Consider the following 16,131-nt stretch of genomic DNA (forward strand, 5'->3'; position numbering starts at 1 on the left):
TAATATTGTTTTCCGGATTAGCTCAGTCATATCAAGGAATTATTAGCGTTTTTTAGATGCGAAAGTTGAGTTAATAATCATACCAGATTCCAAAATCGTATCATCATCGAGTGTAATCGACGGCGGCTCCGTGCTCATGAGGCCCATCCCATGCCCTAGCCGGCCGCATTCAAAATTAGCACGAAAGCCGGCCCGCTCCATTTCTTTGTTACACGCGTTCGCCACTTCCGCTGCCGGAATACCCGGACGCATGATCTCCGCTGTGCGCATCGTAACGTCGTGGATTTTTTGCTGATATTCTTGACGCTTTCCGCTTACCGCTCCTACAACCCCTGTACGGCAAAAATCGGACCAGTACCGATGATATCGTGCCCCGGCATCCACAAAGACAAAATCACCATCTCTGAGAACGCGATCGGTGGCTGTTTTACTTATGCGGTCGTAGTTGCCTTCGCCTGAGGTTATAATGACAAACCCGGGGTAATCCGCTCCCCCTTCAAGCATAAAGGTTTGCATCATCCGGGACACATCCCATTCGGTCATCCCTTCTTCCATCGCGGCAAAGGTTTTATCCAGTGCGTAACTGGTGGCCTCGCAAGCTTTTCGTATACACGCGACTTCTTTCGATGATTTAATCATACGCTGGCTCCAAATTAATGACGAAGCATCGGCAAAGGTGACGTTAGAGACATGAGCTTGCAATGCTTCATAACGACTCACTTCAAATCCAATCCGTTGTTCGTAGCCTTTTTCCAAGCCTATGGTTCCGGTAGTCATTCCGAGTTGGTGCATCACGTCTTCTATTTGCGCTGCGGTTGGTCCGTACAGGCTATCAAAACGACGCACGTCGCAGCCTTTCGCAATCACGTCAGCATCCGGGGCGTGAAAGACATGCACATACAAGACCGGTTTGCCTTGACGCGGAATGAAGAGAAAGGCAGGCCGGCTAAAGGTGCTCCACGGTGCATGGGTGAAAAAATGACTGTAATAATTCAGATTGCTTTCAGATGAAAGAATGAGACCCTGAAACCCGTGGTCATCTATCTTTTGCTGACATATGGCTACTCTTCCCCGGATATCTTCCTCAGTAAATATATAATGCGTCATGCCATCATCCCTTTCGCTTCATTGGTTGGCCACTGGATACATCCCTTTCCATACAATGTCGCGATAATGGTGCTGATCCGTATCGCCTTCTGTATTAATAACGAGCACGCGGGCCTGTTCATCAAGACCGATGGCTGCACACGCTTCTGTTTCAGGAAACGAACGAAGGTAATGCACGAGTCCCAACGGCGCCGCTCCCGATTCACCGGCCACAATGCGTGGATCGTCGCCGAGTGGATTACCGAGCACACGCATACCCAGCGCTGCAATGCTGTCGGAACAGGAAAAGGACGCTGATGCATACTGACGGAGGATTGGAAAAGCCCGGTTGTTCGGTTCGCCGCAAGCCAACCCCGCCATGATCGTATCCATATCGCCAGTTACCGCCGTCATCTCCCCCGAAACGAAGGACCGGTAATAACAATCCGCCTGGTCCGGTTCCACCACAATGATTTGCGGTGCACGCGCCCCGTAATGCGCTTGCAAATACGCAGCGATCGCCCCGGCAAACGACCCGACACCAGCCTGCAGAAACACATGCGTCGGTGCTTGGTCCTGCTCCTTGTTCAGTTCGTCGATGATTTCCTGTGCGATCGCCGCATAGCCTTGCATAATCCAGAGCGGAATATCCTCATAGCCTTCCCATGCCGTATCCTGTACCATCACCCAATCATTTTCCTCGGCCATCGCCGCAGACATCCGGACAGTGTCATCATAATTTTTATCAGTTATTTCCGCGAACGCACCTTCGTTCCGGATAGCATGAAGCCTTTCAGGAAGCGAGCCCTTCGGCATGTAAACAACCGCTCGCTGCCCCAATTCCCGAGCAGCCCAAGCGACGCCCCGACCATGATTGCCATCGGTTGCGGTAATAAACGTGAGGTTGCCCATTTGCTCCCGAACCTCAGCAGACTGCCATTCAGCAAATGACAAATCGTTGACGTTTCGATTCAGCCTTTCAGCTAAGATTTTAGCAATCGCATAAATGCCCCCCATCACTTTAAAGGCATTTAATCCGAAGCGATAAGACTCATCTTTGACTCTTATGTCGCTGATCTGTAAGTGCTGTGCTAAGTTGGGCAGACGTTGTAATGGTGTGTTCGTATAGGATGGATGCGTCCGTTGAAATCGCAGCACATCCTGTATATCCGTTTCGGTAAAATAAGCTAATTCGTTGTCATTGAATTCAGCATTATAATGATCGTTTCTCACCCATTGAATATTGGATCGCTCCATTCCATTCCCTCCCGTTACAGTATAGTGGTCATATCTGTTATATGTAATGTACCACGTTGCGCATGCTTGTCAATAAGTATTTTGAATATTTTTAAATTTTTAATTCAGTCAGTTCACGGGATATTTCAATCGTATGAGGTATTAATTCGGTCAGTTTTGAACTCGGATCCGGTCACTTTCCACCCAAATTCGGTCACTTGGGATGATTATTCAGTTATCGTCGATGACGACGCTATCGTTCGAGTCACGACTTGAACGATAGCGTCAAATCATCCACGGTTATCCGCTAACCAGTTATGCGCCTTTTTCCCTGATCCTCTGTTTTTCCTCCACTGGACGGATAAATCGAATAACGGTGATAAAGAAACAAAGAATCGCTGCAAATAGAAATAGACCGAACAGACCGTTTTGATAAAGCGGAGAGAAATATATACCATTAATGACCGCACACACGATTCCTCCCGTTAAACCAATGTACGCCAGACGGTCTTTTTTACGCATAAACCAGTTTGCTTGCCGGTCCAACAAGGTAACCACGGTAATGCTGACGACATTCACGGAGCTTCCAATCCAAACGGGGTGGATATGCAAGAAGAACGCATTCGGATCCCAGTCACCCAGATAGTACCATAGCAACCCACTGCTAAATCCTGTGACTAATGCCACCGCGACGGCGCGTTTGGTAACGACAGGCCAGAACAAGGCTGCGATAACCGGCGCAAACGTGGCACTGTTGCGGATTGTCCAGGCGAGTACGTTCCACCACGCTGATTGTTCCGTGCGCATTAAGCCAAATGCAATCATCAGGACCGTTAAAAGCAGCAATGAGATTTTCGTATAGGTGATCAGCTGATTCTCTGTTGCCGCTGGTTTGATCGAACGGCTCACATCACGACCGAGGCTGGTCGCCCCGGAAAACTGACATGGTCCGCCCCATCCCAGGGCACATGCCCATACACCGAGGAAAAACAAGCCAACTAACGGCGCTGGTAGCACGTCCATTAAATACCGGGGAATGGCAATCAAACCTGTTTGGGCCTGAGGAATGGTGACGCTGGCTGATACACCAAATAACACACCACCGATGATGAATGGGATAGCCATGAACCCGGCCATAATCAATCCCTTTTGCCCCTCTTCCGGTGTCCGGGACGACAACGCCATCTGAAAAGCAGCCTGGGCAAGAATAACGTTGACAAGAAAGGTTCCGAACCAGGCAACAATCACCTGCAACCCCACGTTATCAAATGTGAACATAGCCGGTTGTTCGTCAGCAAACGCAACCAAACCGTCGATCCCTGGATGAATGAAAAAGGCAATCACCCCAATGACGACCATCACTGCAAATAAAATCATGTTCATCGACTGTGTAAAAGCCAGCGACCACATCCCGCCTGCCTGCAAATAAACGAACAGCAATATCGCCGTAAACGCAACCGAAAGAGCAAGCGAGATTCCCGTGAACACGTGCAGAGCTGAGGCAAATGCAATGGCCGTAGCAACCGACCACATCGGAAAAGCAAACGCCGTAATCGCCCCTGCGGCTCCTTTAGCCAAACGCCCATAAGTATCACCAATCAGGCCGGACACGGTAACCAGCATCTTTTTCCGGAATGGGCGAATGATCAAAAACGCAATAATAAAAATTTGCATCATTTCGGCAACCCCATACCATACAGCCGATAGGCCGCTTAAATACGACAACTCCAAAATAGAAATATAGGTGGACCCGGAAAACAATCCCGTTATGCAAAAAGCCACAATCCATTTATTAAATGTGCGATTGCCGACAAAATAGCTATCTTGATTGGACAGGCGTCGCTTCGCTATTTGCCCGGCGATAATCAAAGCAATCGTATACCCAACGGCCAGAATAATCATCCATACACCATACGCTGTCATTTTACTCAACTCCTTCTAAACAGATTTGTTTACTTATGATTGATTAAAAAAAGTTCATATTAAAATTGAAAATAAAAAAGCCCCCTTCCGACTATAAGAAGAGGACTGATACAGCTATGGTTCCTCTTCTCATCTGTCAGACATACGTCTGTTGGAGTTGGCACAGTACTCAAACGAGCCCGCTGCCGAGGTTTCACAGGGCCAATCCCTCCACCTCTCTGGATAAGAAGTTCGTTTATTCAAATGTTATACGGTATAATTTACAATGTTTTGACGATGGAGTCAATAGTAACATCACGTTTTTCTTTTATAACGACCCGAGCGGATACCTCGTCTCATTACTTACTTGACCGCAGCCTATTCCGCGCTGGCAGTTTTATCGCCAATAAAACAATCACCAAACAAAAAACAAAACAAATCAATGCTACCAAATGAAGATGAGCTGTATCCATATACGCGTTAAATGCAAGACCCAACAGACTGGATGACAAAATGGCCCCCATATACCGGCTTGTCTGATACAGACCGGATGCTGAACCGGTCTCTTCCGGATCCACATTGTCGTAAAGGGTTGTTTGCGTTGAAATATTATTAAACCCTTGACTCATGCCCAAAACTGACATAATAACCATCAACCATGCTAAAGGGGATGCTTCATGGTATGTTAATAGCAAACCGGTGCCGGTCAGTAACAGGGATGCACCGATCACAAGCGGCAGTTTGGAGCCAAATTGATCAATAAGCCGTCCAGCAATCGGCGCCGTCACGACCCCAAACCCTGCAAGCGTCAGCATAATCAAGCCTGTGTGCTGCTCGCTGTAACCACGCACCTGCTGCAAATACGTCGGAAACCCGAAAAAATAACAATAATATACGACATTGATACTCATAAACTGAATATAAACGAACAAGGCATTGCGGTTTTTCACCAATCCTTGCAAATCAATAAAAGGCTCATCCTGCTTGCGTTCATAACCAATAAAGGCGGCTGCTCCCAACAAAAATAGTGCAAAGGCCCACCAGCGAACACTGGTTTCCAGCGATAAAATAAACAAAATCAAACCGACCATGGCACTCATGAACAGGACAATACCGAGAAAATCTATCCGACTTAATTCGAATGTTCCCTGGCTGGCATTCGGCAGTATAAACTGGGCCAACGTAAACGATAGAATAATAAAAGGAAAATTAATCAAAAAAATGGATGGCCAATCCCATGCCGCAATCAGAAAACCGCCAATGGACGGGCCAAATGCAGCTGATGTCGTTGAGAACACCGACAATGTGGCCAACGCTCGTCCTTGTTTTTGGGTAATATAGGAGCGGACGATGCTCATACCGCTTGGAAATAGCGTCGAACTGCCAACGGCCTGCAACGCCCGGCACCCCAAAAGAAAAGGGAAATTGGGTGAAAATGGGGCCAGAACAGACGCTCCTGCCACTAATAGAAGACCGGCCATGAATAGGCGCTTTGCCCCGAACATGTCACTAAGTTTTCCCATGACAGGCTGACCGGCGGCACTTGCTAAATAAAATATGGAAATAAGCCATGACGCGTCCGCAAACGTTAAGGAAAACGTCTCCTGCAACCTCGTCAATGCAACGGATATCATGGATGAATTCAATGGATTAAGCAACGTGCCCAGACCAATGGTTAAAACGAGCAACCAGGGGTTACGTATGTGTATTGTCATCTTTATCCCTCAATATATGTCATACAATCTATTTAAATTCTTGCTACGTTATTATCATCGGTTACTATCTATTCTCTCAAATATATTCAACAGCGTCACTAATAGTGAATGATGACTATTTTTAGGTGACCGTTAATTTTCGGTAGTTGCCGAAAATCGTTTATTGGATATGGGAAAAGCTGTCGCTCGAGTAGGGAGCCGCCCTGAGCTGAGCGAGTTTTACCGCGGATTGCGCGACTTCGGGCCATTACTGTGCGAGTTGCATCCTGAGCTGCGCGAGTTTTGCCGCGGATTGCGCGACATCGGGGCTGGACTGCGCAAGTTGCGCTTCGGACTGCGCGACATTTCTAATTATTGCGCGACTTCAGCGCTAAGTTGCGCGGCCTCTGTCCTGAGTTGCGGTGAGTTGATTGAAGGCCGTTGATTTTCGGCTACGTCCGACAATCGTCTATTCGGTATGCTCGAGTGGCAGCGTTTGTCGTTCTTATAATCTATCTGCCTCCCACGCACACCAAAAAACCGGACACTACTTATTTAGTGCCCGGTCGACAAACGCACCCACGCGTTTCTTAAATAGTTTTGTTTTCATGTCAAATGCTTCCTTATGTTCGGCGTCAGGGATGATCCATAGAGATTTGTCCCCGCTGGCGGCATCATATATTTCCTTCGCCATATCGGTCGGGACCAGCTCATCGCTGCCACCGTGAATAATCATTAATGGACGGGTGTTCTGCTTCACCTGTTCCACAGCAGAGCCTTCACCCAGCATATAACCGGCTCGCACGTTGGTAATGAGGCTCGTGACATCCAATAATGGAAACGACGGCAAGCTATACAAGTGATTTAACTGGTGGGCCAGTTCAGCCTTAACAGTCGTGTAGCCACTATCGGCAACGATGCCTTTCACCTCGTCGGGAAGCTCTTCCCCACTTGCCATCAATACCGTCGCCGCTCCCATTGAGTTGCCGTGCAATATAATGTCGTCAGTGTTGTATTCAGTAATCATCCGATCGATCCAATCGATATAATCCAGCCGATCATGCCAGCCATACCCAATATAGTCGCCGTCACTGTCACCGTGCCCCCGTGCATCGGGCAGTAAAATGGAGAATCCCTTGTCATAGTAAAATTTCGCAAGGTCCCCCATCGCATCGCCCGTTTTCCGGAAGCCATGTGCGAGAATAGCAGTCTTGTCGCTCGCTTTTTCGTTCTTTATGTATTTGGCTTGTAGTGTTAGATCGTCAAACGACGTTAAGGTCAACGTTTGCTTGTCTTGATTTTCATACCAATTCTTAGCCTTGTTCAAAGGCTGTTTATTTCCTGAAACCGGGGACGTGTTGACTTCCTCAGTCGATCCCCGGTGAAGCTCGACATCCGTGCCGCGCTTAATTCCTTTTCCGTAAAAATAATTACCCGCAAACAACAAGCCGACCAGCAATACAACAATGACACTTGATGCCGTAATTAGTAACGTTTTCTTCATGAACGAATCCTCCGCTGGAATGGCTTCTGAGTTTATCGACCGGGTCGAGACAAATATCAACCAGATTTCGAGTTTATCAACCAGATCGTGGCAGATATCAACCAGATTTCGAATTTATCAACCGGGTCGAGACGGATATCAACCAGTTTTCGAGTTTATCAACCGGATCGTGGCGGGTATCAACCAGATTTCGAATTTATCAACCGGATCGTGGCAGATATCAACCAGATTTCGAGTTTATCAACCGGATCAGTATAGTCGTGACAGACGTCCCCTGTTTGTCACACGACGGCGCAAATTGATCTTCCACCATGAAGCACTCGATCAACTTCCTGGGCAACCAGCATGGCTGTACGGGACTGTGCTTCATCGGTCAAACCGGCGATATGCGGGGACAACCGGATCGATTCAACTTGTGCCAACGGTGAATCGGCCTCAACAGGTTCTTTTTCAAGCACATCAAGATAGGCGCCGGCAATGTCCCCTGATTCCACAGCGTCAACCAAATCCCGCTCGTGAACGATACCGCCTCTGGCTGAATTAATCACGTAAGCATGCGGCTTCATCAGTGAAAACTTATCTTTATTCATCATATGTTTGGTATCGTTGGTGAGCGGGACATGAATAGAGATAAAATCCGACTCACCAAGCAATTCATCAAGCGTGTTCGCAGCCCTCACCCCGGTCTCGGCCAGTATATGATCAAACGGCGCAACAAACGGGTCATAGCCAATGACATCCATACCAAATGCTTTGGCTCTTCTCGCTGTACGATTGGAAATTTCACCCATACCGACAAGCCCGAGTGTCCGTTGATTCAATTCATAGCCCGTAAAAAATTTGCGGTCCCAACTACCACGGCGCACGTCCGCATCAGCATCTGAGAGTGGACGGGACGCATCCAGCATGGCCGCCATCACATATTCCGCAACAGACGTGGCATTCGCATTTTTAGCAGAAATGACCGGAATATGCCGTTCCTTTGCCGCTTTCAAGTCAATGTTATCCAGCCCGACCCCGAGCCGTCCAATGACTCTCGCGTTTGTCGCGGCATCCAGCAATTCGGAATCGACCCGCGTTTCATTTCGGACGATCAAGGCATCATAATTCGGCACGAGCTCCAACAGTTCTTCCCGTTTCCGACTAAGCTCCATATCATAATCGACGGCGTATCCAAGTCGTCTAAGCTCGGCCAAACCGTCTTCCCACATCAGCTCGGTTACAAGAATTTTCATAAGCTTTCACTCCCCCGTCATAGTGATCATCCGGTCTTTTTAATCGATTCTTTATTAAACGTATGCAATGGGCGTATAAGGAATGCTTACCGTGAATGATTGGTTATCAATCGAACGTATTTTTTAGCAATTCCCATCTTTTACCTTCCTTCGTGATCATTCGCTATTACCAGTATATATCCGTTTTGTTAATATACAAAACATTATGACTTTAACCTTCATGTTTATAATGACATGGTACGAGTTCTCTTTAATCCACCCATGCCGGTGTCGAAGCGCTGTACGAAGGGAGACTCTGTTTGCTAAACGTTACAGAAATAAAACGGTTAACTAATGGTCAAATTCCGGGAGCGCTATTTGATCATCCTCCCATAGGCATATTTCTTCCGGCAAAGGCATATAATTCATCGTCTTATATGCTCGACTTTTCCCGGAAATTCAGAATGCGGATAGTTTAATAGACAAGCTAACAGGGTAAAACGTTCTAGGCCTTTTACCAAAAAAATAGGTCTTAACAAAATGACAAAACAGTTATATAATAGAATGTGTTTGAAATCAGAGCATTCTCCAAAAAAGATGATAATGGTGTAATGATAAGGTGAATGGGATGACGTTAAGCAAGTAAAAAAATTGAGGTGACGTTAATGGAAAAGCTTCAAAAGTTAGGAAACGTTAAAAATTTGAAATCGACCAAAATGGGGTTCTTTTTGCTTGCTCTACTTCTATTTTGGTTTAAAACATATATTATTTATATCACAGAATTCAATTTAGGCATTAATAATGTGCTGCAACACTTTTTGCTATTCATTAATCCGTTGAGTTCGGGATTGGTGTTGCTCGGTTTTGCGTTATTTTTTAAAGGGAAACGGTTTGGTATTTCCCTGCTGATTATCGATGCGCTGCTAACGTTGTTTATGTATTCAAATATCATATTCTATCGTGACTATGACACATTTATTACCATTCAGACACTCATGCAGACGGAGAACGCCGGCAGTATCAGCAAAAGTATTATCGGTTTGTTTGAATGGCATGATCTCCTCTATACGCTGGATCTGATTGGTCTGACCGCGTTGTTTGTCAAGTGGAAGGCGGGTTGGACTGTCACACGCCTGAGCTGGAAAAGGCCTTTTGCTGTATTGGCGTCAGGCGTCATCGTGTTCACAGTTAATTTAGGGTTGGCCGAAATTGATCGTCCGCAGCTGTTGGAGCGGGTGTTTGACAATAATTATATTGTTAAGTATCTCGGCGCTCCCAACTTTGCCGTGTTCAATACGATGCAAACAGTGAAAGCCAACGCAAAACGGTCGATGGCTTCTAGTGACGATATCAATAAAGTCGAAAACTACACGAATAAAAAATACGCCGAACCGAACGCGGAATACTTCGGAAAAGCAGAAGGCAAAAACATTATCAAAATTCATTTGGAGTCGTTTCAGTCATTCTTGATTGATTATAAACTGCACGGGGAAGAAGTAACGCCGTTTCTAAATTCCCTCGTTCATGATGAGAGCAAGAATTTTACGTACTTTGACAACTTCTTCCACCAGACCGGACAAGGGAAGACAGCGGACGCGGAATTTTTGATGGATAACTCTTTGTACGGATTGCCGCAAGGGGCTGCATTTGTCACGAAAGGCACGAATACGTATCAGTCCATGCCGGCCATTCTCGATCAAAAGCAGAACTATACCAGTGCTATATTTCACGGGGATGACAAGTCATTCTGGAATCGAAACCAAGTATACAAGTATATGGGCGTGGATAAGTTTTATGATTCCAGTTACTATGACATGAGTGAGGATAAAGTGATCAATTACGGGTTGAAGGATAAACCGTTCTTCAAGCAATCGATGCCAATGCTCAAAGATCTCGATAAACAAAATGGGCCGTTTTACGCGCATATGCTGACGTTAACGCACCATTACAATTTCAAATTGGATAAAGGGGATGCGTCCATAGCGCCTGCGAATACTGACGATGGCACCGTTAATCGTTACTTCCAGACAGCCCGTTATCTGGATGAGTCACTTAAGCAGTTTTTCCATGATTTAAAAGAAAAAGGCCTGTATAAAGACTCGGTTATCATGATTTACGGTGACCATCAAGGCATTTCACAAAATCATAATCAAGCCATGAGCAAGATTACCGGTGAAGAAATAACACCACTGAAAAACGCTAACTTGCAACGCGTTCCGTATATGATTCGCATACCCGGCGTTGACAGCCAGGGCATCAATCATGAATATACCGGTCAAGTGGATGTTATGCCGACGATGCTGCATCTATTGGGAATCAATGCCAATGATTATATCCAATTTGGCACAGACATGTTTTCCGAAGAGCATAGAGAATTCGTCCCATTCCGAAATGGAGATTTCATGACTGATGATTACAGCTATGTGCAAAACACCTTTTTTGATAATGTGACTGGCGAACCCATTGAAGAACCGACAGAAGACATGAAAGAAATGCGCAATCAGGTTCATTTCGAACTCAGCTTGAATGATGAAGTGCTGAACGGTGACTTGTTGCGATTCTATGAACCTACTGAAGACTGGAAACCGATTAATCCCAATCAATATCAGTATGGAAAGCCTGATGATGAGAAGGAATCTGGTGACGAAGATAAACCTGATAACGATAAGACATCAGCTGAAGACAACACGGATGCGAACATGAACAAAACGAAAAATAACAAATAGCAAAAAAGAAGCTGGGACAAAACGAAACAGATCAATTCTAAATACGAACACTATATTTAAGACGTCGTTTCCACTCTGAAATAATACTGTGCTTGTCCTACGCTAATGTCATCAAAAAATCCGAACCGATTCAGATTATGTATGAATCAGTTCGGATTTTTCTTTAACTCAATCTAAGTTGGACAAAGCCCTTTATATAGCGCTATTAGTCACCTGAAAACGATCGTTTTATTATCCTCCACAATGACTCTGTCCTCCAGATGCCATTTCACCGCTCGGGCAAGGACGCGTCTTTCCACTTTCCGGCCAATCTTTTTCAAATCGGCAACATGATCGCGGTGGTCGACTCGCTCGATATCCTGCTCAATGATCGGACCTTCATCCAATTCATTTGTGACGTAATGCGAGGTGGCACCGATCAATTTCACACCGCGCTCATAGGCTCGTTCGTAGGGCTTGGCACCGACAAATGCCGGCAAAAACGAATGGTGGATATTAATAATCCGATCTTGAAAACGCGCGACAAAATCCGGTGTCAAAATTTGCATGTAACGTGCTAAAACAAGCACATCGACATCGTATTCCTCCATCAGCCGGATTTGCTCTGCTTCCGCTTGTTGCCGGATATCCTTGTTTGCCGGAATATGGTGAAATGGAATGCCCATTGATTCGACTAGCTCGCGGGCATCGTCATGATTACTGATAACACAAGTGATATCCGTTTCCAAATCCCCGCTCTGCCATTCCCAAAGCAGCTCAAGCAAACAATGCGAATCTTTGGAAACGAAAATGGCTGTTCGTTTCGTTTCCCAGTGATAAGCGAAACGGTATTCCATGGAAAATCGCTCGGCTAATTGGATGAAGTCAGATTCTAGGGCCGATCGTTTGTCATCAAGATCCGCGCAATAAAATTCAATCCGCATAAAAAATGTTCCATGTTCAGGATCGCTCGAGTATTGATTGGATTCGATGATATTCGCACCGTGCTCCAGCAAAAATGTTGAAATAGCTGATACAATACCCGGACCGTCCGGGCATTGAACGAGAAGTCGGCAACGGTTGTCTTTAGAATATGTTGTCATGTCGATGTCTCCCTTATCTTTCTTTCATTTCGAATTGATGCCTACTATTTTACCAATTTCCGTCTAAAAAGTTAATAACGAATGACGTATAATAAAACATATCACTCATTTAAAATACCGTGACATATGGACGCATGGATTGTTTAGGTCAATCTCCTTCCGCTTTGACCCCGAGCGAAGTGGCCTTCTAAAAGCACACAACAGGCGCTTTTGTACGCTAACAGCTGTTTTTTGGATTTTTTAAATTGTTTTTGTTATTTTGAAATAGATTAGCATGTTCATAAACGGTACCAACGACGAAAGGAAGCCAGCAACATGTCGGAACTATTCACTATTTTATTGGATATTCTTATCCCCATTTTTATCGTCATGGGCATTGGGTATTTCATGCAGAAAAAATTTCGTTTGGACCTGCAAACCCTTGCCAAATTGAACATTTATTTTCTGGTTCCGGGATTCATATTTGTCAAACTGTACAACACTGAATTCTCGCCAACGATTTTTTTGCTAGTTGTTCTATTTTTCTTATTATATATCACCACATTATTCATTATATCCAAAGTAGCGATTAAAATGCAGCGATTGAATCGTGGAAAAGGGATAACGTTTTCCAATAGCATTATCTTTTTTAATTCCGGAAATTATGGCGTCCCTGTCAATGATCTCGTGTTTAGAGGCGATCCATTTGCCATGTCCATTCAAGTTATCATTCTGACTATGCAAAACATTCTGACGTTTACATACGGCATTTTTATATTGCAATCGGTTAACGTCGGCAAACTGCGCGCATTGCTCGGTTATTTCAGAATGCCGGTTTTATACGCAATGGCCGCCGGTATTTTTATGAACATCACCAACCTGTCCGTCCCCGATGTTATTTGGGAGCCGGCCACCTATATTTCCGATGCTATGATTGCCATGGCGCTTATTATGTTGGGGGCTCAAGTCGCCCAAATCGAATGGACATCGATATTATCGCCCGTTTATGTCAGTTTGCTGATCCGGCTTCTGATCGGTCCCGCCATCGCTCTTTTGATCATTTATATATTGGGGATCGATGGCACAGCAGCACAGGCCCTTTTCATTGCCTCGGCCATGCCGACATCGGTAAACAGTTCGGTTATTGCGCAAGAATATCAAAATCACCCTTATATGGCAGCACAAATGGTGTTGTTTTCAACCCTGTCCAGCGCTGTAACCGTTACAGGGGTCATTTACCTGTCCAGGCTCCTATTTGCCTAATCCGTTTCAGGTCATGTGAGAAGCCATGCGTGTTACCATGGGACCATCGCATGAAAACGCGTCACAATGAAAGCAATTCTCTACCATTACGAAAAGGAGCAAATTTCATGGATCATCAATCCCAAGCTTATATGAAAGCGAAAGAAAAGGTTGAGCGTTTAAAAGACTTTTACAGTCACCTTATTGTGTATGGGCTCGTTAATACTCTGCTTTTCGTTATTAACATGGTCACCAACCCGGATTATTGGTGGTTTCTTTATGCGCTCGGTGGCTGGGGAATCGGTATCATCATACACGGATTATCCATAAAGGACAATCATTTTTTGGGAGCCAAGTGGGAGGAAAAGAAAATCAAAGAATACATGGAAAAGGATCGAGATAATGATTCCCAATAACAGATGGATCTGTTTATGTACCGGAAAGAACAACCGCAGCGCTTATCAGACCTGGCATCCGTTTCGTGGTCGGTTGATCAGCGCCTCTGCCCCTTTATTCCTCGCAAAGATCAGACATGTGTCCCAACGTAATGTTGCCCCCTAAAAGCACACGACAGATGTGTTTTCCGTGAAATCCCAGTTCATGCGTCGTGGCAGCAGCGACGGTAACAGCAGCGGAGGGTTCGATCCGCTGTTCCAACCGTTCCGTGACAAACAACAAGGCGCGTTTAATAGAAGCAGCACAATCTCATCCACATACGTTTGCATGACCGGAAATGTCTGATCGCCCGGCTGTGATGCCCGAAGCCCATCCGCGATCGTATCGACGCAGTCAATCCGTAACAGTACCTTTTCAACAATTATCGCTATGCTAAACAACGATCAAATTCTGAATGAAATCTTCTAGAAATATCCCCGGCACACGTTATGCGCCGGGGATATTGACGTTCATTCTACTTTTTTGAGCCCATGTTACAAGCATATATACAACAGGGGTGTCCAACAATGCAATCAGCAGTTTGACCACATATTGCGAGACGAGCATGCCCATCAGCACACTGAATGGAACCGTCCCCCAGAACGCGACTGTAATAAAAATGGCGGTGTCAGCAAGTTGACTCGTCATCGTGGACACGTTGTTACGGATCCATAATTTGGAATCGCCGTGCCGGGCTTTCAAATAATGAAAAATACTAACATCAAGATTTTGACTAACCGCATAAGACATCAGACTGGCGACCATCACCCGGAAACTGCCGCCCAGAACCGCTGCAAATTCCGTCTGAAGACCAAAATCCGGAGCTGCCGGCAATTGAATGACAATAAAAATGAAAACCAGTGCAACCACCTGTGTTAAAAAGCCTGCCAGCACTGTCTTCCGCGCAGCATCCTTTCCGTATACCTCACTGATGACATCTGTAATAATATACGTGACAACATAGACGACCAGCGTACCGGGCAACACGACACTACCGATGCTGAACAATTTGACGCCCAACACATTCGACAACAAAAACAAGCCAATAAATAATGCATTTAAGTAAACAAACATGGTCTATCCTCTCCCTATGATTGGAAAAACGGCCCAATAACCGTTTTGAAATAGTCGACGGATTAACATGGAAGGAGAGGATCTCGCTCATCCCTCTTTCAGCGATTATCAACCTTTTCCGGATACAGATCATGATTCATCAAACGGTGTTCTGCCATTTGCTCAAACCGGGTATCCGGCTTGCCATAATTGCAATATGGATCAATGGAGATGCCCCCGCGCGGTGTAAATTTTCCCCACACCTCGATGTAGCGTGGATCAAGCAGATCAATCAAATCGTTCATGATAATATTAATACAATCCTCATGAAAGTCTCCATGATTCCGGAAACTGAACAAATACAACTTCAATGATTTGCTTTCAACAATTTTCTTATCTGCTATATAGCTGATATACACCGTCGCAAAATCCGGTTGCCCGGTTTGCGGACAAAGTGTTGTAAATTCAGGACAATTGAATTTGATGAAATAATCCCTGTCAGGATGCTCGTTGTCTATTGCTTCAAGCACATCCGGTGTGTAATCAAATGCATAAGTTGTTCCTTGATTTCCCAATTGCGACAAGCCCTGTAAACGATCATTGTGTTCAGTCATATCAAAACCTCCTCTCATTAAAAAAACCACGGCCCTAAGGCACATGGTTTTAAACGTCTCATCATCTGTCCTTAGTTTTTTATAGAGGGTTGAAGCTAAGAACCTCTCCCGTTATCGGAACGGACTATCCATTTATCCATCTATTATTAGTTAGTATATGCCAAAGATGCGGTTATGTCAAAGCTTGTGAGTGAGTCACTTTTTGGCAAGAGACACCAGTGGAAGGGTTGTAAGCATTCCGTCAATCCATTTTTTGTTCGATAGGTGTTTTTGGATACTTCTATTTGTTTAATTAGGGGCTGCTGAATAAATAAAAATGACTGATTGGACAGGAACTTTGCGTCTTTTTGTCGAAATAAGTTGC

The 16,131-nt window shown here is 45.3% G+C and carries 12 protein-coding genes and 2 riboswitches; of the genes, 3 read left to right on the plus strand and 9 right to left on the minus strand.

The window, feature by feature from the left end:
* Nucleotides 1-42: 42 nt before the first annotated feature.
* The 6 genes from ABDZ72_RS09355 to ABDZ72_RS09380 form a co-directional block, all read right to left on the minus strand.
* The gene (locus ABDZ72_RS09355) at nt 43-1,107 is read right to left on the minus strand and encodes a M24 family metallopeptidase (protein ID WP_343752551.1); all 1,065 of its coding nucleotides are present in this window, start codon (nt 1,105-1,107) and stop codon (nt 43-45) included.
* Nucleotides 1,108-1,125: 18 nt separating this feature from the next.
* Nucleotides 1,126-2,343: a diaminopropionate ammonia-lyase gene (dpaL, locus tag ABDZ72_RS09360; protein ID WP_343752552.1), complete on the minus strand. Its 1,218-nt coding sequence runs from the start codon at nt 2,341-2,343 to the stop codon at nt 1,126-1,128.
* 294 nt (nt 2,344-2,637) lie between these two features.
* Nucleotides 2,638-4,245: a sodium:solute symporter family protein gene (locus ABDZ72_RS09365; protein ID WP_343752553.1), complete on the minus strand. Its 1,608-nt coding sequence runs from the start codon at nt 4,243-4,245 to the stop codon at nt 2,638-2,640.
* A 126-nt stretch (nt 4,246-4,371) separates the two neighbouring features.
* Nucleotides 4,372-4,474, minus strand: a riboswitch (SAM riboswitch).
* Nucleotides 4,475-4,583: 109 nt separating this feature from the next.
* Nucleotides 4,584-5,939, minus strand: a complete 1,356-nt coding sequence (locus tag ABDZ72_RS09370) for an MFS transporter (protein ID WP_343752554.1) — start codon at nt 5,937-5,939, stop codon at nt 4,584-4,586.
* 526 nt (nt 5,940-6,465) lie between these two features.
* Nucleotides 6,466-7,422, minus strand: a complete 957-nt coding sequence (locus ABDZ72_RS09375; protein ID WP_343752555.1) for an alpha/beta hydrolase — start codon at nt 7,420-7,422, stop codon at nt 6,466-6,468.
* 281 nt (nt 7,423-7,703) lie between these two features.
* Nucleotides 7,704-8,657 (minus strand): hydroxyacid dehydrogenase, encoded by a 954-nt coding sequence (locus ABDZ72_RS09380; RefSeq protein WP_343752556.1) that lies wholly within the window; start codon nt 8,655-8,657, stop codon nt 7,704-7,706.
* Nucleotides 8,658-9,301: 644 nt separating this feature from the next.
* Here ABDZ72_RS09380 and ltaS point away from each other — a divergent pair.
* On the plus strand, nt 9,302-11,362 hold the full coding sequence (ltaS, locus tag ABDZ72_RS09385; RefSeq protein WP_343752557.1) for a lipoteichoic acid synthase: 2,061 nt from the start codon (nt 9,302-9,304) through the stop codon (nt 11,360-11,362).
* 209 nt (nt 11,363-11,571) lie between these two features.
* Here ltaS and purU read toward each other — a convergent pair whose 3' ends face one another.
* Nucleotides 11,572-12,444: a formyltetrahydrofolate deformylase gene (gene purU, locus ABDZ72_RS09390; RefSeq protein ID WP_343752558.1), complete on the minus strand. Its 873-nt coding sequence runs from the start codon at nt 12,442-12,444 to the stop codon at nt 11,572-11,574.
* Nucleotides 12,445-12,759: 315 nt separating this feature from the next.
* On the opposite strand from purU, the gene ABDZ72_RS09395 reads away from it, so the two are divergent.
* Both ABDZ72_RS09395 and ABDZ72_RS09400 read left to right on the plus strand, forming a co-directional pair.
* Nucleotides 12,760-13,686 carry an AEC family transporter gene (locus ABDZ72_RS09395; protein ID WP_343752559.1) on the plus strand — a complete coding sequence of 309 codons (927 nt, stop codon included), beginning with the start codon at nt 12,760-12,762 and terminating at the stop codon, nt 13,684-13,686.
* Nucleotides 13,687-13,793: 107 nt separating this feature from the next.
* Entirely contained in the window at nt 13,794-14,081 is a 288-nt protein-coding gene (locus ABDZ72_RS09400; protein WP_343752560.1) for a 2TM domain-containing protein, read from the plus strand.
* A gap of 466 nt (nt 14,082-14,547) precedes the next feature.
* On the opposite strand, the gene ABDZ72_RS09405 is transcribed toward ABDZ72_RS09400, so the two are convergent.
* On the minus strand, nt 14,548-15,174 hold the full coding sequence (locus tag ABDZ72_RS09405) for a queuosine precursor transporter (RefSeq protein WP_343752561.1): 627 nt from the start codon (nt 15,172-15,174) through the stop codon (nt 14,548-14,550).
* Between the two features lie 98 nt (nt 15,175-15,272).
* Nucleotides 15,273-15,767 carry a preQ(1) synthase gene (queF, locus tag ABDZ72_RS09410; protein WP_343752562.1) on the minus strand — a complete coding sequence of 165 codons (495 nt, stop codon included), beginning with the start codon at nt 15,765-15,767 and terminating at the stop codon, nt 15,273-15,275.
* 65 nt (nt 15,768-15,832) lie between these two features.
* Nucleotides 15,833-15,879: riboswitch (PreQ1 riboswitch) on the minus strand.
* Nucleotides 15,880-16,131: the final 252 nt, after the last annotated feature.

It is taken from the genome of Lentibacillus halophilus (assembly GCF_039522485.1).
Lineage (GTDB): Bacteria > Bacillota > Bacilli > Bacillales > Amphibacillaceae > Lentibacillus > Lentibacillus halophilus.